The following is a 23,243-nucleotide window of genomic DNA, read 5'->3' as shown; positions in this document are numbered from 1 at the left end:
ATGAAGAAGCTCCCAACCTCAAGTAGAGGAAGGGAGCTTTTTTTAGTGAGCAAGATGAGGGGAAACTTGGTTATCATCTTCACCGTCTTCTTTTTTCTTCGATTTACGGTCGGAAAGCTTAATGTTCCCAACGAATAGCGTAAGGATCGCGCCGAGTAGCACGAATACCAGACCGTAGATAAACACTTGATGAAGCGAGGAAACAAGTGCATCTTTAATGATTGGCAACTTATCCACTAATTCTTTTGGCAATTTGGCCAACGCCTCAGGACTTAATAGGGAGGAGTAGAGCGACTGAGGGTTCTTATGGATCATTTCAATTAATGGACTCCCTACTTCCGCGGGGAACTGCTTCACTACTGGCTCTAGATTTTGTTCAAGTAAAATCGTTGATTTATGATTCATAATAGCGCCGAGAATCGTCATCCCAAAGGTACCGCCGATTTGACGGAAAAATTGGCTGGAAGACGTTACCACACCAAGCTCCGATTTTGGGAAGCTTTCTTGTAAAGCGAGGGTCAGAATTGGCATGACAAGCCCCATTCCTAAACCAAGTAGAACCATGTAACTAGAAGCGATCAACTTCGTCGTAGAAATACCCATTGTGCTAAGGAAAATAAAGCCAACAGCCATGACAATCATACCGATGAGCATTTGTCTTCGAACACCAATCTTATCAATCAATTGGCCTGAAACAACACTGGCAGCAATCATTGTAATCATGAGTGGTGTCATAACGGTACCAGAAGCGGACGCGCTAATTCCGACAATCCCTTGCATGAACAGAGGAACGAACATAATAGCACCAAACATACCAACCGCCATTAGGAAGCCTACGCCGTTAATGGTGGAGAAGGTTCTATTTTTGAACAAACGCACAGGAAGGATTGGCTCTTGTGCTTTGCTTTCAATGAATACGAAGGCAACTAAGGACACGACAGCTAGTACGAACAGACCAATAATCTGCCAAGAGCCCCAAGCATACTCACTACCGCCAAACGTAAGCGCAAGAAGTAAACTAACCACACCGACAATCATGGTGACAATACCTGGGATATCGAATTTAACTTTCCCTACGGATTTATGCTTCGGTAAGGCAATAGAGATCAGAATAACAGCTAGAACACCAACAGGCAGGTTGATGTAAAACACCCAACGCCAGTCCCAAGCATCTACGATCCAGCCACCAACTTGCGGCCCGATAACGGAAGATAAACCAAAGATTGCTCCAAAAACACCTTGCCATTTGGCACGCTGTTTACCTGTGAATAAATCCCCGATAATAATCATAGCCATTGGCATCATGATACCACCGCCAAGACCTTGCAGACCGCGGAACAAGATAAGTTCCGTCATGTTCTGAGACATTCCGCAGAGCGCTGAAGCAACGATGAAGATGATGAGTCCTGTTACATAGATGACGCGGCGGCCCATTAAATCAGCCAGTTTACCAGCGATGGGTACGATAACCGTGGAAGTTAGCATGTATGCTGTCGTTAACCAAGTCATCAGCCCGAGTCCGCCGAATTCACCGACGATACGCGGCATTGCTGTTCCTACGATCGTACCGTCCAAAGCTCCGAACAGCATGGCAATGATCAAGCCGGTGAGGAGGAGTCCCCTATTTTTGAGCTCGGGTGCAGCTGCTTCGGAGACATCCTTAGGCGCTGCTTTTTGAATATTTTCCATCTGTATCACTCCTTTGATGTAATGAAATTAATAAAATGAAGTAAATTTTTCGAATGCATTTACGAAAATATGAAGTTCATCCGGGGGAAGCTGCGATAATCCGCGAGCAATTACTTTCTTCTGAATTTCGGTGGCTTCAGCGAGAATTTCATTTCCCTTAGGCGTATTTTCAACGAGTACAATACGGCGATCAGTCTCATGATGCTTACGTATAACATGACCACTTTGGACAAGTCGATCAATCATGACGGTTATTGCACTTGGCTTTACACCTAGCTTCTCTGCAAGCTGAGATTGTTTCGGTGATTGTTCCTTTGAGATCATCGCTAACATAAATAAATGCCGTGGTGTTAGCTCTGAGTCTATTTCAGCAATTACTACGTGAGCTAATCTGCGATGCGCCGTCTCAAATGCTGTCCGGAAGCGATTGGTATAGTCAGTCAATTCATCTTCCAAGTTATGACCTCCTTGTGAATTGTTAGAATTGTCTAATAATTAAACAATATAATAATTAAATCTAATAATATTTAAACTGTTTAAATAAAATATAAACCTGTCGATGATTGAAGTCAATAGGATATTTCTGAAAATTTCAGAAAACCAAGGAGCGATGACTTGCATATCCTTTGTATCTTGCATATAATAACTGGTACATATACGTGGAAATGCTTTGACGGAGAAGAGTACGCAGTGCTTCTTGACAGGGAGGGAAAGCCGATGATTGAGAGCTGGCCCCGAGAATCAGGCTGTGGAAGTTCGCTCCCGAGCAGTCCTTTGAACAGAAGCGCTAAGCAGCTTCTCAATAGGGGGAACCGGACACATCGTCCGTTATCTGGAATGAAGTGAGACTCGTTTATTTGTCAACTGGACATAGACGAATCTAATTAGGGTGGTACCACGGCTTTTCGTCCCTTGCGAGGGAGCGGAAAGTCTTTTTGTGTTTTCATAAAGGGCGATTCAGAGGCCTAAATCAGGAGGGATTTCGATGAAAGAGCGGTTAGAGGCTTTGAAGCAGGAAGCGCTGCAGGAGTTAAGCTTTGTTGCAAGTCAGCAGGAACTGAACGATTTAAGAGTAAAATATTTGGGCAAAAAAGGACCATTAACCGAGGTTCTTCGCGGCATGGGTGCGTTAAGTGCTGAGGAAAGACCGGTCATCGGCCAAGTGGCGAATGATGTACGCGCAGCAATTGAAGCTGTAATTGAAGAGAAACAAGCAGCGTACACGAAGGAAGAAACTGAAAACAGACTTCGTTCCGAAATGATCGACGTTACGTTACCGGGACGTCCTTCCCAGCAAGGTGCTGTACATCCTCTAAGCAAAGTTATTCAAGAAATTGAAGATATTTTCATTGGGATGGGCTATACCGTTGCAGAGGGTCCAGAGGTTGAGCAAGACTATTACAACTTCGAAGCTTTGAACCTGCCTAAGGATCATCCGGCTCGTGATATGCAGGATTCGTTCTATATTACGGAAGAAATTTTGATGCGCACGCAAACATCCCCTGTTCAAGTAAGAACAATGGAGAAGCGCAAAGGGGAAGTTCCGATCAAAATCATCTGTCCGGGCAAAGTATACCGCCGCGATGACGACGACGCGACTCACTCTCACATGTTTCAACAAATTGAAGGTCTGGTCATTGACCGCAACGTGCGGATGAGTGATCTCAAAGGGACATTGCTTCAGTTTGTACAAGAAATGTATGGCCCAACGACTAAAATTCGCATGCGTCCAAGTTTCTTCCCGTTCACAGAGCCGAGTGTTGAAGTCGATGTGAGCTGTGCCATGTGCGGTGGTGAAGGCTGCCGTACGTGTAAACAAACAGGTTGGTTGGAAATTCTCGGAGCGGGCATGGTTCATCCGCGAGTTCTAGAAATGGGTGGCTATGATCCGAAGGAATACACAGGCTTCGCATTCGGTATGGGTGTTGAGCGTATCGCTATGTTGAAATATGGCATCGAAGATATTCGCCATTTCTATACGAATGATTTGCGTTTCTTAAAGCAATTTTTACATGTGTAAGCAATAGGAAAAGGAGGGTATAAGCATGAACGTTTCATATCAATGGTTATCAGAATACGTAGATGTAACAGGCTTCACAGCCGAGGAATTAGCTGAAAAATTAACCCGCAGCGGTATCGAAGTGGATATCGTCGAGGATCGCAATAAAGGTGTTTCCAACGTTGTTGTTGGATTTGTAAAATCCCGTGAGAAGCATCCAGATGCAGACAAACTAAGCGTTTGTGTGATTGATGCCGGGCAAGGCGAAGACTTACAAATCGTTTGCGGCGCGAAAAATATTGATGCCGGACAAAAAGTTCCTGTCGCAATGATCGGTGCTGTCCTACCAGGCGGGCTGGAAATTAAACGCGCTAAGCTGCGCGGCGTTGAATCCCAAGGGATGATCTGCTCTGCAAAAGAGCTTGGATTGAACGATAAATTGCTTCCGAAGGAAATCCAAGAAGGTATCTTGGTATTGCCGGAGGATACGGAAATTGGTCAATCGATTCTAGATGTATTGGCGATTAGCGATAAAGTCATGGAGCTTGACTTGACGCCGAACCGCTCCGATTGCTTGAGCATGCTCGGAGCGGCTTACGAGATCGCGGCAATTCTTGGCCGCGAAGTTAAGCTGCCTGATGCGGAAGCTGCGCTGCAAGCGGCAGGAGCTGCCGGCGTGAAGGCTGCGGACCGCATCAGCGTGAAGATCACAGCGACGGAGCAGTGCACGCACTACGCAGCTCGCCTGATCGAAGGCGTGCGCGTGGGCACTTCACCGCTATGGATTCAGAATCGCTTGATGGCTGCGGGCATCCGCCCCATCAACAACATCGTCGACATCACCAACTTTGTGATGTTAGAGTACGGCCAGCCGCTTCACGCGTTTGACGCGGAGCAGCTGAACAACGGACACATCGACGTACGACTCGCTGAAGCTGGCGAGAAGCTCGTTACACTTGATGATGTGGAACGTACCCTGGAACCGCACATGCTGCTCGTGACGGACGGCACCAAGCCTGTGGCGATTGCTGGAGTTATGGGCGGAGCCAACTCCGAAGTGACTGAGGGAACTTCGCGGATCCTTCTTGAATCCGCGAAGTTCGCTGGCAGCTCTGTGCGCCGCACATCGCGCCAGCTAGGTCTTCGCTCGGAAGCGAGCCTTCGCTTCGAGAAAGAAGTGAACCCGGAATCGGTGATTCCGGCGTTGAACCGAGCGGCTGCGCTGATTGCGCAGTACGCAGGTGGTAAAGTCGCTGACGGCATCGTAGAAGCCGCTAGCGGAACGCACAAGTCGGTCAGCATCGAGCTCGCAGCTGATCGCGTGAACAACTATCTCGGCACAGCGCTTTCCTTGACCGAGATGGGGCAAATCCTTTCGCGCTTGCACTTCACATTCGAGCAAGCTGGCGAAGGCAAGCTGCTCGTACATGTGCCGAGCCGCCGCGGAGACATTACGCGTGATGTCGATTTGATTGAAGAAGTGGCACGTCTTTTCGGCTATGATAACATCCCGACAACCTTGATGACCGGTGTTACGACGCCAGGGTCACTGTCCAAAGAGCAATCCATCCGCCGGATTACACGCAATATCTTGACGCAAAGTGGATTGAATGAAGTGATTACTTATTCCTTCACCAACCCGCGGTCACACGGCGTCGCAAATGCTGAGGTGAATCCACAAGCGCAAGTAGATGCTATTCCTGGTCTATACCCGGCTGCGAAGCCAATTCCACTCGCGATGCCGATGAGTGAAGACCGCAGTCAGCTACGCACTAGCTTAGTACCACATTTGCTTGATGTTGTTAGCTATAATCGCAATCGTACGATGGATGATGTCGCTATTTTTGAAATTGGCAAAGCATTCATTACTGACGAAGCAGCGCTTACGGCTCTACCGCAAGAAAAGCTGTTACTATCGATCGTATTGACAGGTAAACGTCGCCAAGCTCACTGGGCTCAGAAGGCAGAGGCTGTTGATTTCTACGACATCAAAGGGATTTTTGATCGTTTAATCGGGTACCTTGGAATTAAGGGACTAACATATACGTCAGCAGCACCAGAAGGCTTCCACCCAGGTCGTACAGCTGAAATCTCGCTGGCTTCTGCTGAAGGTCCAAAAGTCATTGGTCGTATTGGCCAACTACATCCGACTGCACAACAACAGCGTGATCTGGACGATACGTATGTGCTTGAAGTTGAACTAGCGCCTATCTTGGAAGCTGCTGGCGAGGAGATTGTTTATAAGCTGTTACCTCGTTATCCGTCTATCGGGCGTGATATTGCAGTAGTGGTGAATACAAGCGTCCCAGTTGGACTTATGGAGCAAGCGATTTCCGAGGTTGCAGGGGAATTGTTGGAGTCCATTCAGGTATTTGATATCTATACGGGTGAGCGTCTTGGGGCTAATCGTAAAAGCGTAGCAATCGCACTTGTGTACCGTCATGCAGACAGAACTTTGCTTGATGAAGAAGTAACTGAACTCCACGCCAAAGTTGTGGCAATACTTGAACAACAATTTGAGGCAGAGTTAAGAAAATAGTGTAACTTTCCTTCTAGGTTGCAGGAATATAGGCTGGTCTTATCGAAATTATTCTCGATAGGACCAGCCTTTCATCTTAAGGGAGGATTTTAATTTGACTACTGAAGATAAAACAAGAATTACTGTTGATATATATGGACACCAATACAAGCTCAAAGCCGATACAAGCACCAACCATATGAAGGCCGTTGCAGAATATGTGAATGACCAAATGTTCCGGATTGCCAAAGGGTACCCCCGTTTGGATTCGCAGCGGATCGCTGTTTTAGCCGCAGTAAACATGGCTGATGAGTGCTTCCGAATGAATGAAATTTTGGAAGAGCTTAGTAAAGTTCAGAAAGAGCAGGAAGCGACGAAAATCGCCTACGAGAAGCTCACAACACGGTATCACGAATTAAAGCAAGAGGATGACAAGAACCAAGCTTTACTTGCGGAGCAAAACGGGAAGCTGCAACAAATCCCAGAACTAGAAAAACAATATAAGCAAGAAATGATAAAAGTAAGACAAGAACAAGAACAATCGAATCAGCAAATGCTGCAAATGAAACAGAAGTTTGAACTTAGTAATCAACAGTTAGAGCAGGTCAAGCAACAACTTGAACAAGCGAAGCAACAGCAGGTTCAAGCCAAACAACAGATTGATCAAACGAAACAACAGATCGAACAAGCCAAACAACAGAATGATCAAGTGAAACAACAACAAGAGCAAGCAAATAAACAAATAGAGCAGCTCAAGCAACAGCTTGACCAGGAGAAACGCCAAGGCTTACAAGTCAAACAGCAACTTGACCAAGAAAAACAACAGCATCAACAAAGCAAGCTGCAGCTCGATCAAGAAAAACAACAGCATCAACAAAGTAAAAAGCAGCTTGAGCAAGCGCAGCAACATAAATCGCAACAGCTTCTAAAGTTAACTGAACAGCATAAAGTTGAGTTGGATGCCATCGCGGAAGCACATCGCAAAGAAAATGAAAGTTTGCACCAACAGCTGCAAGAAGAAAAACAATCACTTATCCAGTTACATCTGCAAGATAAAGAAAACGCAGAACTTCAGCACCAAGATGCGTTGGCATTACTATCCAAGCAAAGCGGTTCTGATATCGATGTCATCCATAAGCAGTACCAAGCACAAATCAAATCTATAACCTTGCAACACCAGGAAGTACAAGCTTCCATGGCTAGGGAGCATGAATCTCAATTAGTGTCTTTGAGACAAGAGCATCAATCCGCTATTGGGACACTTACAGACGGGCATCAAGCTGCAATAGCACTTTTGGTTGAGGAGCATCAAGTTGCAACCGCGATCTTAACTGAAGAACAGCAAGCGGCAATCGCACTCATGTCAGAAAAGCATCAAGCAGAATTAGTAGCTATTTCAGATAGTCATCTCAATGAAATTGAAACAATTTCAGAAGAATACCAAACGGAGTTAACAGTAATTACGGATAAACTCCAAAGTGAATTAGCCAATCAAATTGATGAGCACCATTTCGAAATTGCTTCTCTGATAGAAAATCATCAAAATGAGATTAATTCTTTAACTGAAAATCATCAAAATGAGATTGCTTCTCTCACAAATCAACACCAAAATGAATTGAGTGCTATTTCTGAGAACCACCAAAATGAACTGCAAGCAATTTCGGAACTGCACCAATCTGAGTTAAGCTCAATTTCAGAAAAGCATCACAATGAATTGGAATCGCTCTCTAAGCAACACCGAGATGAATTAACCTCGAACAATACGAAAAATCATAATGAAATAGCAGCCATCGTCCGTGGCCACCATGCTGAGATTCATGTGATTAAACAGAAACACCAAGCTGAGTTAGAAGTAGCAGCAAGCGCTCATAAAGAGGATATCGACTCGCTTGCTTTGTTATATCAGGAAGAAGAAGAGGCTAAAGCTCAACGGTTTGAAGAGGCAAAGGGTAATCTAGAAGGTCACTATCAGAAACAACAAGCATCGTTCCAACAACAGCTTGAGGAGCAGAAGGCAACGATCATTCAGCATTATCAAGGGAAAATTGAGGAATTACTTGCACAAATGCAGATAGAACGAGATACACGAGCTCAAGAATTTGAAGAGCAGAAAGAACTTATTTGGGCTCAAGCTCAGCAGGAAAAGGAAGAGCTCCTACAGCTGAGTATGAACGACGAAGCTCAACAAGAAGAACTTCATGCAGTCAAAGAGGAATACCGAAAATTACGTGAAGAATATGCTAAACTTCAAATCGAATACAACGAATGGATTGAGCTTGTAGAAGCTGATAGTCCAATTGGGTAGCCCTAAGTGACAGTGAACCTGCTTGATTACGTCTTAATGTCGGTCATTGCCTTAGGATTGCTGATTGGCTACTTTAGAGGATTTATTTCACAAATCGTTTCTATTTCGGGTATGATCCTTGCTTATCTAGTTGCCTTTTATTTTTACAAGGATCTTGCTCCGTTACTCAAGAGTGCAATTTCATTACCAACCTATCAGAACTACCAAAAATATGAATTCATCGTAAAAGGACTCAATTTAGATATTTATATTCTAAATGCCATTGCCTTTGCGCTCCTATTTTTTGGTGTTAAACTTGCACTTATGGTCATTGGCAGAGCCTTGAATGTTCTTGCCAAAACTCCAGGGCTAAGTACCATTAACCGTTGGAGCGGCGCATTACTGGGGTTAGCAGAAGCACTGCTCATCATTGTAATTGCTGTAAATGTGATGACTATCATTCCATCAGATGGCCCCCAGAAGCTGCTAGCAAACTCATCTATAGCTCCGTATTTAATAAACGAGCTCCCGCAGGTTGCGGGGAAACTCCATGACCTGTGGAAACAAGGAATCTCCCTATAGAAACTACTGCCTTTTGAAAAAAAAGCGGTAGTTTCTATTTGTTTTGTGCGGAGATACCCTATAATGCGATAGGGATAAGTAATGAGGCATGAAAATATTGATTCAAGACCAATTGACTTATATTCGATCCCAGCTTTTGCAAATTTGCTTAGAGTGAACTATCGGACTGCTAAGTTGGCATCCGCATCTTTTTAGATATGTTCAAGTCTGAAAATAAAGAAAAAACCTGATCACAGAAGTCGTGAAAAGGTTTAATTGAGCATGAAGTGGTAATTGTAATTATTCAACGATAAGTGTCGTTTTCATATTCGCATGGCCAGATCCGCACATGATAGAGCAAGTGATAGGGAATGATCCTGTTTTATCTGGTGTAAAGGTAACGGATTTATTTCCATTGTTGAGGTTAATGCTAAACTCTTTAATCGATGCTCCGTGAATACCTTGAGAATTGTCTAGTGTGATTGTGACCGACTCGCCTTTTTTGATACGATATTCGGTTTTATCAAATTGAAAATTTGTAGCTTTTAATACAACTTCTTGTCCACCTGCAGCAGCTTTCGAAGTAGCGGCTGGGGAAGCTGTGGCTGCCGTAGTTGTAGCTGGTGTTGTTGTAGCTTCTGTTGCTGTTTTGGAGTCTTTGTTTCCGCATGCTGTGATGGCAATAAGTACTGCTAGTCCCATCATAAGAATTGTAAGTTTTTTCATGGGTACCCCTCCGTATACATAATGATAACCTCATTATTGTACACGACCTTTTTCCAAATTACAGTGACAAACTGGTGAAACCACAAAGAAAAGATCGGCCCGGCGAGTGAAAACGCTGCAGGCCGATCTTTTTTTTGGCTTTACTTTAGCTATCAGTTATGGAAACTGATAAGTTTATCGACGATCTTCTCTTCCTGTGATCCCCTGTTCGAACGGGGTTTTCACTGGAATGAATAGGTCGATGATCCCAATGACTAAAGCAGCTAAAATGGCACCTATCATGCTCGTAGACACATTGGTCACAATAAATTGAGCGGCCCAAATAACTAATGCGCTCACAATAAAACCTACGAGTCCTCTGCCAAATGGGGTGATTTGCTTGCCGAAGATTCCTTCAATGATCCAAGCCGCGATTGCGATAACGAGTGCCAAGAAAAATGCACTCCAGAATCCGCCGACTGAGAACCCTGGAACTAACCAGCTTACAAACATTAAAACCAAAGCTGAAACAATAAACCTTACCAGATGTCCAAGAAGATGCATGTCGTGAACCTCCTTCTTTCTGTCATGGAATGTGACCATTGACAAGAAGCGATTTTTTGAACAGAAAGCTTTGATTGTGAGGATTTGCAATTCCTTTTGGCAGAGGATTAGATGCACAACTTAGTGTAACCAACTTTGTAATAATTATGGCGGGCATTATCTTCCATATAATCATTGTCTCCGTAGCTAATCAGGATCTATTTGGTTTATAATATAGGGTAGAGAAAAGAGGTTGGAACATTGAATCCGAAAATAATAAAAACATTAGAATATCAGAAGATTTTACATAAAGTAGCTCATCATGCTTCGACATCATTAGGTAAAGAGACAGCGGAGAAGCTGGAACCTAAAGGAGATTTCGAACTCGTTAAGCTTCGCTTACAAGCTACTGATGAGGCGGTAAATGTAGAGAGGTTAAAAGGGAATGCACCTTTCGGAGGCATCCGAGATATTCGGGCGCCTCTGCATAGAGCTAGAATTGGTGGCATGCTGAATCCGACAGAGCTGTTGGAAATCTCAACTACGATGTTTGGATCGCGTAGATTGAAGCGATTTGTGCTTGCTGCTCATGAGGAATATGCGATCCCAATGTTAAAGGCGCAAGTGGAGTTGTTGACAGAAAATAAACAACTAGAAGATAAAATCAATAGCTGCATCGACGAAAATGCAGTAGTTGTTGATGGAGCTAGCCCTGAATTAGGGCGAGTTCGAAGTGAGCTTCGCACAGGTGAAGGAAGAGTGCGCGAAAGATTGGAACAAATGATTCGTAATTCCTCTGTCCAGAAGATGCTGCAGGATGTGCTCATTACGATTCGGAATGACCGATTCGTTATTCCTGTGAAATCAGAGTATCGTTCCAGCTTTGGCGGAATGATTCATGATCAGTCAGCTTCGGGTGCGACACTATATATCGAACCAGATGCTATCGTGCAATTAAATAATAAAATTCGTGAACTCAAATTTAAAGAAGAGGCTGAAATCGAGAAAATTCTGCGGGCATTGACTGAGCTAGTTGCTGAACAAGTGGAAGTGCTTGTTTTGGATGTGGATCAGTTAGCAGAGCTTGATTTTACTTTTGCCAAAGCAGGTCTAGCTAGAGAGTTAAAGGCTACAATGCCAAGATTGAATGATAGAGGCTTTATTAAGATTAAAAGAGGAAGACACCCGTTGATCGCGGCGGATGCCGTTGTGCCACTCGATCTGGAGTTGGGCAACGATTACTCACAAATTATCGTCACTGGCCCAAATACAGGCGGTAAGACGGTTTCTCTTAAAACGGTTGGACTTCTGAGTCTGATGGCGATGTCTGGACTGTTTGTACCCGCCGAAGAAGGGACGCAGCTCTGCGTATTTGATGCCATCTATGCGGATATTGGCGATGAACAGAGTATTGAGCAAAACTTAAGTACGTTTTCGAGTCATATGACGAATATCATTAGCATTTTGCGCGATATGACACCGAAAAGCTTAGTATTGCTAGATGAATTAGGTGCAGGTACTGATCCTGCTGAAGGATCCGCACTGGCGATATCAATTTTGGACTATATTCATCAAATTGGCTGCCGCATTATTGCAACAACGCATTACTCGGAATTGAAGGCGTATGCTTATCAGAAACAAGGTACGATTAACGCTAGCATGGAGTTTGATATTCAAACGCTTAGTCCGACATATCGCTTATTAGTCGGTGTTCCTGGGCGAAGTAATGCTTTTGCAATTGCTGAGCGGCTTGGATTGTCTCGTCGCATTATTGAACATGCGCGCACGCAGGTAGGAGAGGAAGATCAGCGCGTAGAGTCGATGATTGCGTCCCTCGAGGAAAATCGCCTGATCGCAGAATCTGAACGTTATGCGGCGGAAGAGCTGCGTAAAGAAGCTGAAGCCATGCGCAAATCGTTGGAGGCTCAGCAGCTCAAATTCGATGAGCAACGTGATAAGCTGCTCGAAAAAGCGGAGCGCGATGCACGCGAAGCTGTTGTCAAAGCTCGCCGCGAAGCCGACGAGGTCATTGCGGACCTGCGTCGCATGGCACTGGAAGAAGCCGGTGGGGTCAAGGACCACAAGCTAGTTGAGGCGAAGCGACGTCTGGATCAAGCGACACCTGAACTGCGCAGCAAGCAAGTGCGTGCATTGAAGAAGCGTCCTGAACGTATTGAAGCAGGGGATGAAGTCAGAGTCATTTCATTAGGACAAAAAGGACACGTTGTTGAGCTTGTGGGAACAACCGAAGCTAATGTTCAATTGGGTATTATGAAAATGAAGGTTCAGTTATCCAACCTTGAGAAAACTGGCAATGCGCCACAGTCGAAGCAACCGCAGAAAGTAGCCACGACTCTCAAGCGAACCCGCGATGATAATGTCAAAATGGAATTAGATATGCGCGGTATGAATATGGAGGAAGCTTTGATTGAGGCAGACCGCTTCTTAGATGAGTCCTTCTTGAGTAATTTTGGCCAAGTGTATTTGATTCATGGTAAAGGCACTGGAGTCCTTAGAACGGGGATGCAAGAATATTTGCGTCGACATCGACACGTGAAAAGCTATCGGATGGGTAATTATAATGAAGGTGGAGCTGGTGTTACGGTTGTCGAGTTGAAATAACTTATAAATTTTTGATCCTTTTTGAAACTCATTCTTCGGTGATGCGTATGAAATAGATATAAAAGAGTATTAAACCTTAGGAGGAATTTTAGATGGGAATTTTCAAAAGACTTCGTGATATGACAATGGCTTCAATTAATGATTTATTGGATAAGGCAGAAGATCCTGTCAAAATGTTAAATCAGTTTTTACGCGATATGGAAGAAGATATTTTGGAAGCAGAAACGGCAGTTGCGAAACAAATTGCTATCGAAAAGAAATTTAAACTGCAATTTGAAGAGTCCGAAGAGATGGTTACAAAACGTACAGAGCAGGCTATGAAAGCCCTGGAAGCAGGGAATGAAGATTTAGCCCGCCGCGCACTGGAAGATAAGAAAGAGCACCAAGGCCGTTATGATGAATTGAAACGTCAATACGATCTAGCCAAAACAAATGCCGATCAACTTCGTGCTCAATTGACTGAGATGAAAGATGAGTTTAACAAAATGAAAAACAAAAAGGATTTGTTAATTGCTCGCGCTGAAACAGCAAAAGCACAAAAACAAATCAACCAAGCAATGTCTGGGTTTGGTACAGACAATGCTGCTAAAGGCTTCGATCGCATGAGCGAAAAAGTGTTGCAAATGGAAGCTGAAGCACAAGCAAGCGGAGAAATTCGTGCCAAAAACCGCAGCTTGGACGATGAGCTTGACGGTTTAGGCTCAAGCAGCAGCGAAATCAACGATGAATTGGCAGCAATGAAAGCTAAGCTTGCTGAAAAAAAACAATCCTAATGTTATACTAGTTGTACCTGCGAGAGACTGAGTCATACTCAGTCTCTACTACCATATATAGGGAATAAGGGATTTCGTTAAATCTCTCTACTTGTGTAAAGGAAGGCAGGAGATGATATGAACGAAGAGGTGGATGTCTTGTTAAGTAATCCGTATTTAGCAACGCTTGCTTTTTTTGCTGTAGCAGTGGTCGCGCTTGTTGTTTTCCTTACCATCTTCGAAATGGTCACGAAGTATGATGATTGGGCTGAAATTAAAAAAGGAAATCTATCGGTCGCCATGGCTACGGGTGGGAAAATTTTCGGGATTTGCAACTTGTTCCGTTTCGCTATTTTAAACAATGACACCATGATTCACTCTCTCGTTTGGGCCGGATATGGCTTCGTGCTGTTGTTGGTTGCATATTTTATCTTTGAGTTCCTAACGCCTTATTTCAAAATTGATGAGGAAATTAGGAAGGATAATCGTGCGGTAGGTTTCTTATCCTTAACGTTGTCTGTCTCCTTATCCTATGTGGTTGGAGCATGTGTAACTTAGTATCATACATAGTCTTGGAGGCTTGAGCAATGAAATACCTGTGGGGAACCTTGTTTGCTATCGCGCTTGTGTTTGTAGCGGCAGGGGTTTATTATGTATGGAAATATGCCTAGACGCAATTAGCTGGAGGATTTCGCAATGAGTAGCAATGAAGAAGTTGTATGTCCGTGGTGCCAAACCGAAATCGTTTGGGATCCCGAAATTGGACCAGAGGATGAGTGTCCACACTGTTTTAATGAATTGAATGATTATCGCAGCATTGATTTGAAGGTTAAGCAAACAGGGCAGAAGCTTCGTTTCAATGAGCAAGAATATGCCGAATCCGATGAGGATTTATCATTGGCTTGGGATGATTCCGATGAGCCGCTTGATAAGTATGGCGAGAAGGTCCAACAATTAACGGATGAGCAGGAAGAAGCACCTGAGTGCTCAAGTTGTCATGAATTCTTGCTCCTAGCTGGAACTGAAGTGACAAGCGGAGCTTCCTTCACCCCCACGATTCCAAAAACATTAGGGAGTGCGTTCTTAACAGGCCCTTTCACGACGGATGTTTATGTGTGTCCATCTTGTTTCCGAGTTGAGAAAGTGCTTTCAGACACGGACCGATTACTGATGGTTGAACGCATCAAATCAGAATAAGATCGTTGGAAATGAAACCGAGTCCTCGTGGATTCGGTTTTTTTGCGTGCATTCGCCTCATAATTTCACTCCAAAGGGGAAGGTTAACAAAAGCCTATAATCGGTCTCAATTAGGAGGAGGAGTATGCAAACGAATCAAACGAATCAAACGAGTGTGAAAAGTAAAGGTAAACTGGATGCTCAAGCGATCCTTTTGCTCGTTGTTCATGCACTATTCGGCGGAGCCAATGCCTTATCGGGTACATTCGTCGGTGTTTATTTGTGGAAAGCCAAAAATGACTTTACGTTAATCGGCTGGTTCACCTTAACGACCCATTTGACGATGGCTATTACCTTTTGGTTAGCTGGAAAGTGGGTAAAAGAACACAATAAAATGAATTGCTTACGTATTGGTGTATCTATATCAGCGTGTTTTTACATGCTGGTGCTCTGGATGGGGACTAGCAGTGTCCACTATTTCGTTTGGTTAGGCATGGTCCAAGGGATCTCTGTAGGCTTGTTCTGGATTGCCTTCAACGTAGTTTACTTTGAAGTGACAGATCCCGATAATCGAGATCGATTCAATGGTTGGGTTGGCTTATTGGGTGCTTGTGCAGGGATTATCGCTCCCTGGATTTCAGGTTTACTCATCGTTACGTTAGGGGATGGAGCGGGATATCGTCTTATCTTTTCCATCTCGTTAGGGATATTTCTATTAGGTGTTGTGGTCAGTTTTTTTCTGAAGAAGAGGAAATTGAGTGGCACCTATGAATGGCTCTTGCCTCTGCGAATCCTTAGGCAACCTCAAACACCTTGGAAGCGAGTAAGTCTGGCTTTACTTTTTCAAGGTGTGCGTGAGGGCGTATTTGGATTTATGATTGGATTGCTTGTGTACATATCGACTTCAAGTGAAGCTAGTCTAGGTAATTTCGCTCTAATTACTTCATCCGTCGCGTTAGTTAGCTTCTGGGCAGCAGGACGCTTCATACGACCTTCTTTTCGTAAAAAGAGTATGTTCATTGGCTCGGTGATGGTTGTTCTTGTGATCTTGCCATTTTTCTGGAAAATGTCATTCAGCACATTGCTGATATTCGGGATCGGTTCTGCACTTTTTTTCCCCATGTACTCCATTCCAATGGTGTCCGTTGTGTTTGACTTAATTGGATCGGATGATGAAAGTGCCAAACAACGAGAAGAGTATATTGTTCTGCGTGAGTTATCGCTGAATGTAGGGCGCGTATGCGGCGTACTTTTATTTATATGTGTTATTTCTTGGAGTAAAGAGCCGCTTATCATCAATGTGCTGTTACTCGTCATCGGAAGCTCAACATTCTTCTCTTGGGTATTCATACGAAACCAGTTACCTGCAGCCAAGTCTTGACAGCGGCTAGGTTTCCGCATGAAAATGTGAGTAGCATGAGTAAGGGATGAGGAGGGGGCACCAATGCCGCCAAAAATGGTGAATAGCATCACAGAGCTGATCGGAGATACCCCCGCGGTGCGCGTAAATCGCTTATTGGAACCGGAAGCTGCTGAGTTGTATGTGAAATTGGAGTATTTCAATCCGAGCGGAAGCGTGAAGGATCGGGCAGCATGGAATCTCATTGATCAGGCAGAGAAGTCAGGACAACTTCAGCCAGGTGCGACAATTATTGAGCCTACTAGCGGAAATACGGGGATCGGACTCGCGATGAACGCGGCGGCCAAGGGCTATAAGGCCATCTTGATTATGCCGGACAATATGAGCAAGGAACGTATTAATATCCTGAAAGCCTATGGTGCCGAAGTCGTCCTAACACCAGCCGCTTTGCGGATGCCAGGTGCCATTGCGAAAGCTGTGGAGTTACGGGATCAAATCCCGGGCAGCTTTATCCCACAACAGTTTGAGAATCCAGCGAATCCGAGTATTCATCGCATAACGACTGCACCTGAAATTTTGCAGCAAATGGAGGGCAAGCTGGATGCATTTGTTGCTACCTCAGGAACTGGAGGTACGATTACGGGGACTGGTGAAGTGCTTCGGGAGCATTTGCCGAATATCCAGATTTATGTAGTGGAGCCGAAGGGGTCACCAGTACTTTCTGGTGGAAGCCCTGGGCCACATAAGCTCGTGGGGACAAGTCCGGGTTTTGTTCCGGCAATTTTGAACACTAGCGTTTATGATGAGATTGTGCAAGTGGCAGATGAGGATGCCATCCAAACGATGAGGGATTTGGCGAGTAAGGAAGGCATCCTTGTTGGTCCTTCGGCTGGAGCCTCAGTATGGACGGGGATGCAGGTTGCAAGAAAGCTCGGGGCAGGAAAGCGAGTGCTTTGTATTGCACCAGATACAGGCGAGCGATATTTAAGTATGGATCTCTTTTAACCCTTGTACGAGGTGAATTGGGAGCATTGAGCCACTCGGATGGTTATCCAGTGGCTTTTTATTTTGCCAATCCTAGCGGAATTTTCGAATATATATAAATATTCTGCCTTTCTTCCGCGATCAGTAATTGAATTAGGACAGCAATTCATTGTAAGATGAATGGATGAATGAAACATATCTCAGAAAGGTAGGTTTAACCATGGATACTTTGAAGCTTAAAATTCTCGATTTACTAAAGGAAGACGCCCGCAGGAGCGCGGATCTGATCGCCACCATGTTAGGAACGGCGGAGGCCGAAGTTGCGCGAGCGATAAGCGAGATGGAAGCGGATAAGGTCATTGTCAAATACGCGACAGTCGTGAACTGGAGCAAAGTAGATGACGAAAAGGTTACCGCCCTAATTGAAGTACAAATTACGCCGGAGCGCGGGCGCGGGTTTGATGCGATTGCGGAACGGATCTATTTATATCCGGAAGTCAAATCGGTTTATCTCATGTCAGGCGCGTATGATTTGCTCGTTGAGATTGAGGGGAGCTCGCTCAAACAGGTGGCTTCATTCGTTTCCAACAAGTTGTCGCCAATCGACCGTGTGCTTTCTACGAAAACGAATTTTATTTTGAAAAAATACAAACAAGACGGCATTATTTTCGAAGATCAAGAAGATGATCACCGAATGCTTGTTTCGCCGTAAGGGAGAGGTAGCGCTATGATCAAGGATGAGACTACGATTCAAACTAGCATAAAATCAATGAAGGACTACCTCGCTCCTGCGGTACGTGAAATGAAGCCTTCTGGGATTCGGAAGTTTTTTGATCTTGTAAGCAATAGTAAAGAGGACATCATCTCACTAGGTGTTGGCGAACCTGACTTCTCCACACCTTGGCACGTTCGTGAAGCAGCTGTACATTCCTTGGAGCGCGGCAGAACGAAGTATACGCCAAACTCCGGTATTCCTGAGCTCCGCGAAGCGATTGCGAACTATTTGTATACCTCCTTTAAAGTGAAATATGAGCCTTCGAACGAGGTGCTTGTTACGGTAGGGGGCAGTGAAGCTATTGATCTAGCGCTGCGTTCACTTATTACACCTGGGGATGAGATTCTGATTCCTGAGCCTTGTTATATTTCATACTCGCCAATCACGGCTATTAGTGGCGGTGTGCCAGTGGGTATCGAAACATTTGCAAAGGATCAGTTTAAATTGACGGAAAAGGCTCTTCGCGATGCGATTACGCCAAAATCCAAAATATTAATTCTATGCTATCCTAGTAATCCAACTGGCGGCATTATGACGTATGAAGACTGGTTGCCGATTGCGAAAGTTGTTGAAGAACATGATCTGATTGTCATTTCTGATGAAATTTATGCGGAATTGACGTACGGGCAGAAGCACGTGAGCTTCGCAGCAGTTCCGGGGATGCAGGATCGGACGATTCTCGTTAGCGGATTCTCCAAGGCTTTCGCAATGACTGGCTGGCGGATGGGGTATGCTTGCGGTCACAGAGAGCTAATCTCGGCAATGACCAAGATTCACCAATATACGGTCATGTGTGCACCTGTCATGGGGCAAGTAGCCGCTCATGAAGCGTTGACGAATGGATTGGAAGAGAAAGACCGGATGATTGAATCCTATAACCAACGGAGACGATTAGTTGTCAAAGGCTTCCGTGAAGTAGGGCTTGAATGTCATGAACCACAGGGCGCATTCTATGCGTTCCCAAGCATTGTGGCAACAGGATTAACCTCAGACGAATTCGCGCAACGGCTTTTATATGAGTCTAAGGTAGCTGCAGTACCTGGTGATGTATTTGGTTTAGGTGGAGAAGGTTTTCTACGATGCTCTTATGCCTATAGTGTTTCCCAACTGAATGAAGCATTAGAGAGAATCGGTAATTTCTTGAGGAAATTATAATATTCTTTATAAATTCATATGTTCATAGGAGACGAAAACTGGTATTCTAAGAGTAAGGAGGGATGAGCATGGCTTTTATGGAATATCAGCTTACTAACTTTCAGAAGCAATTTCAAATTCGCGAGCAAGAGTTCGGACAGCGTTGGCTGACCAGAAATGCCAAGAAGCAAAATTCCCTAGCTATACTTGAAGAAGAGATCAATACCTTGAGACGTAAAATGGAACAGATGGTCATGGAAGGTCGAGAAATGACATCTGATGCGGTTGTTGAATTAAGTACGATGCTGGATCAAAAAATAAATGAATATATGACATCTGGAAAGAAAAGTCGGTGAAAACCGACTTTTCTGGCGATTATCGATAAAGAGAGAGTACTTGACGGAGGGAATTACATACACATGAAAGCAAAATGGTTGTTCGTTGTCATGCTAGGAATGATGTTAATGCTTACAGCTTGTGGTGGACCGAAGGCAGATGTATCAGTGTTTATGATGGGACCTAACGGGTTTCCAAGTGAAGCGGCGGAGAAGTTGGAAGTATCTTTGAAATCCAAGGTAGGTGAAATTCCTACTGTGAAGCTGAATACATCACCTATTTTTTCATTGGAAAAAATGATTGTGGAGCTAGCTGCTGGTGGTAACGGGATCTTCATTTTGGGAGAAGAGCAGTTCAAAGGCTTGAGCAACCAAGCGGGATTCGTTTCGTTGGATAACATCATCAACCCTAAGGATTATCCAGATGGGGTTATCGAGATCAAAGAAGAAGGTAAGGCAGCGGAGAAGCATCTGTACGGCATTCCGCTTACTGGAAACAAATGGATGAAAGAGCAAGGTTTTGAAGGTAAAGGGTTATATGCGTTCATTCCACAGAATGCTCCGAAAATGGACGAGGCATTGAAAGTCATCCAAATTATTGCGCAAAAATAAGAGAACATTTATAATCGACAAATAGTTTCAATGTATAATTTGCAACTGTAGGTACTGGTCATATTCCAAATGGAACATTACTAGTTAGGGGAAGCCGGTTCAAATCCGGCACGGTCCCGCCACTGTAATTCAGACTTGTGAAAGTCTGGAGAGTCAGGATACCTGCCTATGGTGCCGATACAACATCCTTCGAGGAAAAGGGTCGCGTTAAATCAGGAAGCAGCGCACGTAAGTTCGTTGTCATATACCGCGATTTATCGTCTCCTTCGTTCCTAGTGAACAAGGGGACTTTTTTAATTTTGACTATGAATTGAAAATAAGGAAAAGAGGGTTTAAGTGATGAAACAGAGCAATTTCAAAAGGGGTCTTATTCTTACATTAGCGGTTGCGACCGCGATCTCGTTAGCGGCATGTGCGAAGAAGGAAACAGAAATTACGGATCCATCGAAACTAGGTGGTGTAGGGACGAAGGCGCCAACTACGACATCGACGGCAGCACCTGCTGCAGCAAAGAAAACGACATATCCTTTGAAAGTAAAAGATGCGACAGGCAAAGAGTTTACATTCGACAAAGCACCAGAGCGAATCGCGTCGGTCTCGCCATCAGAGACAGAATCGCTGTTTGCGATTGGACTAGAGGCGAATATTGTCGGTGTATCGGATTTTGACGATTATCCGGAAGCAGCAAAATCGAAGCCGAAGCTAGGCAGCATTACGAAACCAAACATGGAAGCAGTCATTGCTTCGAATGCGAGTATTGTTTTCTCTGGTGTTTCCATGACTGCTAAATCAGTTGAGGATCTACGTGCGATGAACATTAACGTCTTTAAAGTAGATCCCAAAACGGTAGATGATGCGATGAACAATATTCAAACGTTCGGACTTATTACGGACCATCAAGAGCAAGCAGAGAAAGTTGTCGCCAAAATGAAAGCAGACCGTCAGAAGGTTGTCGATGCCGTGAAAGATGTGAAGCAAGAGAATAAGAAAAAAGTATACATGGAATTTGCTCCAGGCTGGACCGTAGGAAGCGGTGAGTTCATGGATGAGTTAATCAAAATCGCAGGTGGAATTAACGTAGCCGGCGATAAAGCAGGCTGGTATGAGATCAGTGAAGAGAAGATCATTCAGCAAAATCCAAACGTCATCTTGTTCGCAAATGGGATTGTCGATTTCAAGAGCAAGAAGCCATTGGAAGAAATTATTCGTACGCGCGGTGGGTGGGATGCGATTGACGCCGTGAAGAATAAACGTGTGGTAGGACTCGACCAGAACTCTGTAAGTCGCCCAGGTCCGAGACTGACGGATGGGCTACTGGAAATGGCGAAAGGAATCTATCCTGAATTGGTGAAATAATGAAAAGAAAATTGATGCTTGGAGGAGGAGTATGCATTATACTCCTTCTTCTTTCTATTGTGGTGAGTTTATCCATCGGGTCGGCTCAGCTTCCTCTTTCACATATCGTGGGAATTCTAGCGGAGCATCTGCCTTGGATAGGAAGTCATATCGAGGTGAACTGGCCGCAATCTTCGGAACAAATCATTAATAAAGTAAGAATCCCTCGTATGTTACTGGGCATTCTTGTTGGAGCTGTGCTTTCCGTAGCTGGTGCTGGTTTTCAAGGGGTTCTGCGTAATCCGCTTGCTGATCCTTACTCGCTGGGCGTATCTTCTGGGGCTTCTGTCGGGGCTGCTGTTCTTATTTATTTCGGGCTGCAATTCGCCTGGTTCGGGCAATGGTCGATCCCCATTGTGGCTTTCGCGACGGGGCTTATTTCCTTGTTCTTGGTCTTGAAGCTAGCTATGATTGAAGGGAAGCTAAAGATGGAAACGCTGATTTTGTCGGGCGTTGTGATGCAAGCCTTTCTAGGGGCGTTTGTGTCGTTCTTGGTTTCGATTTCAAATCAAACGATTAATGAAATTATTTTCTGGCTCATGGGGAGTCTAGCGATGCGCGGATGGTCATATACGTATATGATTTCACCGTATCTCATAATAGGCGTTGTTATTCTGTTAAGCTATGCAAGATCATTAAACCTGCTGGCATTAGGAGAGCGTCAAGCTGCACATCTCGGTGTTCATGTTGAACGTACGAAACTGATTGTACTAATCGCTTCCACGTTGATCACGGCGGCTGCCGTTTCTGTGGCTGGGGTAATCGGGTTTGTTGGGCTGATCGTACCGCACCTGGTACGAATGTTGGTTGGTCCGGATTATCGTTTGATCATTCCGTTATCCGCGATTGTTGGTGGGATCTATGTCTTATGGGCAGACACCTTGGCTAGAACACTGCTTAGTCCTACGGAAATCCCGCTTGGGGTAGTTACGGCGTTTCTGGGTGCACCTTTTTTTGCCTATCTGCTCCATAAAGATAAGAAAACGTTAAGAGGTTGATCACGATGATTCAAGTGGAGGGGCTCTTTCAGAGCTTTCGAGAACAACAAGTGCTAGATAATATGAGCTTTGAGGTCGGGCATGGGGAGTTTTTTGGGATTATTGGTCCTAATGGCAGCGGCAAATCTACGTTACTGCGACTCCTATCCGGCATGGATCCGGTCATGCATGGTAATGTGCTTTTAAAAGGAAAAAAGGTATCATCGTATTCGCGCAAAGAATTGGCCAAATGGCTCGCTGTACTTCAGCAAGATGCGTTGCCCCCAGTTGGCTTCACAGTTCGTGAAGTCGTGGAGATGGGACGCTACCCGTTCCAGAATTGGCTAGGAGAAGATAAGACTGAATCGGATGGACTCATTGATGCTATTATCATAAAGCTTGAGTTGGAAGGGCTTGTAGACCGCACGATTGAACGCCTGAGTGGCGGGGAGCGGCAGCGCGTTGCATTGGCCAAGGTGATGGCCCAGCAGCCAAGCTTGCTCATGCTCGATGAGCCAACTACTTTTCTAGATATCGGATATCAAATACAGATGATGGATTATATTCGTTCTTGGCAGCAGGAGTCGGAACTAACGGTTATAGCTGTTCTGCATGATTTGAATTTGGCAGCGCAGTATTGCACGAGATTGATGATCGTACATGAGGGGCGAGTAACGGCCATTGGAACGCCTGCAGAAATTATTACAAGTACACTAATAGCTGAAGTATACGGAACAGAGCCAATTGTTCTTAAACATCCTATTAGTGAGGTACCTCAGATATTATTACAACCTGGGAAATAATGAGAGTCCGGAGGAAGAT

21 protein-coding genes and 1 riboswitch are annotated in these 23,243 nt (G+C 44.6%); of the genes, 17 read left to right on the top strand and 4 right to left on the bottom strand.

What is annotated here, in order from left to right; genetic code table 11:
- Window positions 1-42: 42 nt before the first annotated feature.
- Window positions 43-1,590 carry an MDR family MFS transporter gene (locus L6I86_RS19075; protein ID WP_236289702.1) on the bottom strand — a complete coding sequence of 516 codons (1,548 nt, stop codon included), beginning with the start codon at window positions 1,588-1,590 and terminating at the stop codon, window positions 43-45.
- A gap of 126 nt (window positions 1,591-1,716) precedes the next feature.
- On the bottom strand, window positions 1,717-2,145 hold the full coding sequence (locus tag L6I86_RS19070; protein ID WP_056609374.1) for a MarR family winged helix-turn-helix transcriptional regulator: 429 nt from the start codon (window positions 2,143-2,145) through the stop codon (window positions 1,717-1,719).
- A gap of 529 nt (window positions 2,146-2,674) precedes the next feature.
- Between L6I86_RS19070 and pheS the strand changes: the two genes are divergently transcribed.
- The 4 genes from pheS (at window position 2,675) to L6I86_RS19050 (ending at window position 9,072) form a co-directional block, all read left to right on the top strand.
- Window positions 2,675-3,709 carry a phenylalanine--tRNA ligase subunit alpha gene (gene pheS / locus L6I86_RS19065; RefSeq protein WP_236289617.1) on the top strand — a complete coding sequence of 345 codons (1,035 nt, stop codon included), beginning with the start codon at window positions 2,675-2,677 and terminating at the stop codon, window positions 3,707-3,709.
- 25 nt (window positions 3,710-3,734) lie between these two features.
- The gene (gene pheT / locus L6I86_RS19060; protein WP_236289615.1) at window positions 3,735-6,227 is read left to right on the top strand and encodes a phenylalanine--tRNA ligase subunit beta; all 2,493 of its coding nucleotides are present in this window, start codon (window positions 3,735-3,737) and stop codon (window positions 6,225-6,227) included.
- A 94-nt stretch (window positions 6,228-6,321) separates the two neighbouring features.
- Window positions 6,322-8,511 (top strand): cell division protein ZapA, encoded by a 2,190-nt coding sequence (gene zapA, locus L6I86_RS19055; RefSeq protein WP_236289613.1) that lies wholly within the window; start codon window positions 6,322-6,324, stop codon window positions 8,509-8,511.
- 6 nt (window positions 8,512-8,517) lie between these two features.
- Window positions 8,518-9,072 carry a CvpA family protein gene (locus tag L6I86_RS19050; protein ID WP_236289611.1) on the top strand — a complete coding sequence of 185 codons (555 nt, stop codon included), beginning with the start codon at window positions 8,518-8,520 and terminating at the stop codon, window positions 9,070-9,072.
- A gap of 279 nt (window positions 9,073-9,351) precedes the next feature.
- On the opposite strand, the gene L6I86_RS19045 is transcribed toward L6I86_RS19050, so the two are convergent.
- Together L6I86_RS19045 and L6I86_RS19040 are read right to left on the bottom strand one after the other, a co-directional pair.
- Window positions 9,352-9,777 carry a cupredoxin domain-containing protein gene (locus L6I86_RS19045; RefSeq protein ID WP_236289609.1) on the bottom strand — a complete coding sequence of 142 codons (426 nt, stop codon included), beginning with the start codon at window positions 9,775-9,777 and terminating at the stop codon, window positions 9,352-9,354.
- A 174-nt stretch (window positions 9,778-9,951) separates the two neighbouring features.
- Window positions 9,952-10,320 carry a phage holin family protein gene (locus L6I86_RS19040; protein WP_056609386.1) on the bottom strand — a complete coding sequence of 123 codons (369 nt, stop codon included), beginning with the start codon at window positions 10,318-10,320 and terminating at the stop codon, window positions 9,952-9,954.
- A gap of 240 nt (window positions 10,321-10,560) precedes the next feature.
- Between L6I86_RS19040 and L6I86_RS19035 the strand changes: the two genes are divergently transcribed.
- From L6I86_RS19035 to L6I86_RS18975, 13 genes are all read left to right on the top strand, one after another.
- On the top strand, window positions 10,561-12,921 hold the full coding sequence (locus L6I86_RS19035; protein ID WP_056609389.1) for an endonuclease MutS2: 2,361 nt from the start codon (window positions 10,561-10,563) through the stop codon (window positions 12,919-12,921).
- Window positions 12,922-13,013: 92 nt separating this feature from the next.
- Window positions 13,014-13,694, top strand: coding sequence for a PspA/IM30 family protein (locus L6I86_RS19030; RefSeq protein WP_236289606.1), 681 nt, complete (start codon window positions 13,014-13,016; stop codon window positions 13,692-13,694).
- Between the two features lie 117 nt (window positions 13,695-13,811).
- Window positions 13,812-14,231 (top strand): DUF350 domain-containing protein, encoded by a 420-nt coding sequence (locus L6I86_RS19025; protein WP_236289604.1) that lies wholly within the window; start codon window positions 13,812-13,814, stop codon window positions 14,229-14,231.
- A 138-nt stretch (window positions 14,232-14,369) separates the two neighbouring features.
- Window positions 14,370-14,870 carry a hypothetical protein gene (locus L6I86_RS19020; protein ID WP_056609397.1) on the top strand — a complete coding sequence of 167 codons (501 nt, stop codon included), beginning with the start codon at window positions 14,370-14,372 and terminating at the stop codon, window positions 14,868-14,870.
- Between the two features lie 124 nt (window positions 14,871-14,994).
- Window positions 14,995-16,230 carry an MFS transporter gene (locus L6I86_RS19015; protein WP_236289602.1) on the top strand — a complete coding sequence of 412 codons (1,236 nt, stop codon included), beginning with the start codon at window positions 14,995-14,997 and terminating at the stop codon, window positions 16,228-16,230.
- Between the two features lie 63 nt (window positions 16,231-16,293).
- On the top strand, window positions 16,294-17,214 hold the full coding sequence (gene cysK / locus L6I86_RS19010) for a cysteine synthase A (protein WP_236289600.1): 921 nt from the start codon (window positions 16,294-16,296) through the stop codon (window positions 17,212-17,214).
- Window positions 17,215-17,413: 199 nt separating this feature from the next.
- The gene (locus tag L6I86_RS19005) at window positions 17,414-17,905 is read left to right on the top strand and encodes an Lrp/AsnC family transcriptional regulator (RefSeq protein ID WP_056609404.1); all 492 of its coding nucleotides are present in this window, start codon (window positions 17,414-17,416) and stop codon (window positions 17,903-17,905) included.
- 15 nt (window positions 17,906-17,920) lie between these two features.
- Entirely contained in the window at window positions 17,921-19,123 is a 1,203-nt protein-coding gene (locus L6I86_RS19000; protein ID WP_276574878.1) for an aminotransferase class I/II-fold pyridoxal phosphate-dependent enzyme, read from the top strand.
- A 68-nt stretch (window positions 19,124-19,191) separates the two neighbouring features.
- Window positions 19,192-19,458, top strand: a complete 267-nt coding sequence (locus tag L6I86_RS18995) for an aspartyl-phosphate phosphatase Spo0E family protein (protein ID WP_236289598.1) — start codon at window positions 19,192-19,194, stop codon at window positions 19,456-19,458.
- A gap of 63 nt (window positions 19,459-19,521) precedes the next feature.
- Window positions 19,522-20,049 (top strand): hypothetical protein, encoded by a 528-nt coding sequence (locus L6I86_RS18990; RefSeq protein WP_173110834.1) that lies wholly within the window; start codon window positions 19,522-19,524, stop codon window positions 20,047-20,049.
- 32 nt (window positions 20,050-20,081) lie between these two features.
- Window positions 20,082-20,233: riboswitch (cobalamin riboswitch) on the top strand.
- A 155-nt stretch (window positions 20,234-20,388) separates the two neighbouring features.
- Window positions 20,389-21,405: an ABC transporter substrate-binding protein gene (locus L6I86_RS18985; protein WP_236289596.1), complete on the top strand. Its 1,017-nt coding sequence runs from the start codon at window positions 20,389-20,391 to the stop codon at window positions 21,403-21,405.
- Window positions 21,405-22,442, top strand: a complete 1,038-nt coding sequence (locus L6I86_RS18980; RefSeq protein ID WP_236289594.1) for a FecCD family ABC transporter permease — start codon at window positions 21,405-21,407, stop codon at window positions 22,440-22,442. The genes L6I86_RS18985 and L6I86_RS18980 overlap by 1 nt, the downstream gene beginning before the upstream one ends.
- A 5-nt stretch (window positions 22,443-22,447) precedes the next feature.
- Window positions 22,448-23,224 (top strand): ABC transporter ATP-binding protein, encoded by a 777-nt coding sequence (locus tag L6I86_RS18975; RefSeq protein ID WP_236289592.1) that lies wholly within the window; start codon window positions 22,448-22,450, stop codon window positions 23,222-23,224.
- The last annotated feature ends 19 nt before the right edge of the window (window positions 23,225-23,243 follow it).

It is taken from the genome of Paenibacillus allorhizoplanae, from assembly GCF_927798215.1.
Taxonomy (GTDB): domain Bacteria; phylum Bacillota; class Bacilli; order Paenibacillales; family NBRC-103111; genus Paenibacillus_E; species Paenibacillus_E allorhizoplanae.
The sequence above is the reverse complement of the archived record's forward strand: the minus strand, read 5'-3'. Positions and strand labels throughout refer to the sequence as shown.

Excerpts from the sequence above, each read along its gene's own strand:
- L6I86_RS18985 (WP_236289596.1), top strand. The coding sequence starts at position 20,389 with ATGAAACAGAGCAATTTCAAAAGGGGTCTTATTCTTACATTAGCGGTT.
- L6I86_RS18975 (WP_236289592.1), top strand. The coding sequence starts at position 22,448 with ATGATTCAAGTGGAGGGGCTCTTTCAGAGCTTTCGAGAACAACAAGTG.
- L6I86_RS19025 (WP_236289604.1), top strand. The coding sequence starts at position 13,812 with ATGAACGAAGAGGTGGATGTCTTGTTAAGTAATCCGTATTTAGCAACG.
- L6I86_RS19075 (WP_236289702.1), bottom strand. The coding sequence starts at position 1,590 with ATGCTGTTCGGAGCTTTGGACGGTACGATCGTAGGAACAGCAATGCCG.
- L6I86_RS18995 (WP_236289598.1), top strand. The coding sequence starts at position 19,192 with ATGGCTTTTATGGAATATCAGCTTACTAACTTTCAGAAGCAATTTCAA.
- L6I86_RS19045 (WP_236289609.1), bottom strand. The coding sequence starts at position 9,777 with ATGAAAAAACTTACAATTCTTATGATGGGACTAGCAGTACTTATTGCC.
- pheT (WP_236289615.1), top strand. The coding sequence starts at position 3,735 with ATGAACGTTTCATATCAATGGTTATCAGAATACGTAGATGTAACAGGC.
- L6I86_RS19005 (WP_056609404.1), top strand. The coding sequence starts at position 17,414 with ATGGATACTTTGAAGCTTAAAATTCTCGATTTACTAAAGGAAGACGCC.
- L6I86_RS19015 (WP_236289602.1), top strand. The coding sequence starts at position 14,995 with ATGCAAACGAATCAAACGAATCAAACGAGTGTGAAAAGTAAAGGTAAA.
- pheS (WP_236289617.1), top strand. The coding sequence starts at position 2,675 with ATGAAAGAGCGGTTAGAGGCTTTGAAGCAGGAAGCGCTGCAGGAGTTA.
- cysK (WP_236289600.1), top strand. The coding sequence starts at position 16,294 with ATGCCGCCAAAAATGGTGAATAGCATCACAGAGCTGATCGGAGATACC.
- L6I86_RS19020 (WP_056609397.1), top strand. The coding sequence starts at position 14,370 with ATGAGTAGCAATGAAGAAGTTGTATGTCCGTGGTGCCAAACCGAAATC.
- L6I86_RS19040 (WP_056609386.1), bottom strand. The coding sequence starts at position 10,320 with ATGCATCTTCTTGGACATCTGGTAAGGTTTATTGTTTCAGCTTTGGTT.
- L6I86_RS18980 (WP_236289594.1), top strand. The coding sequence starts at position 21,405 with ATGAAAAGAAAATTGATGCTTGGAGGAGGAGTATGCATTATACTCCTT.
- L6I86_RS19000 (WP_276574878.1), top strand. The coding sequence starts at position 17,921 with ATGATCAAGGATGAGACTACGATTCAAACTAGCATAAAATCAATGAAG.
- L6I86_RS19030 (WP_236289606.1), top strand. The coding sequence starts at position 13,014 with ATGGGAATTTTCAAAAGACTTCGTGATATGACAATGGCTTCAATTAAT.
- L6I86_RS18990 (WP_173110834.1), top strand. The coding sequence starts at position 19,522 with ATGAAAGCAAAATGGTTGTTCGTTGTCATGCTAGGAATGATGTTAATG.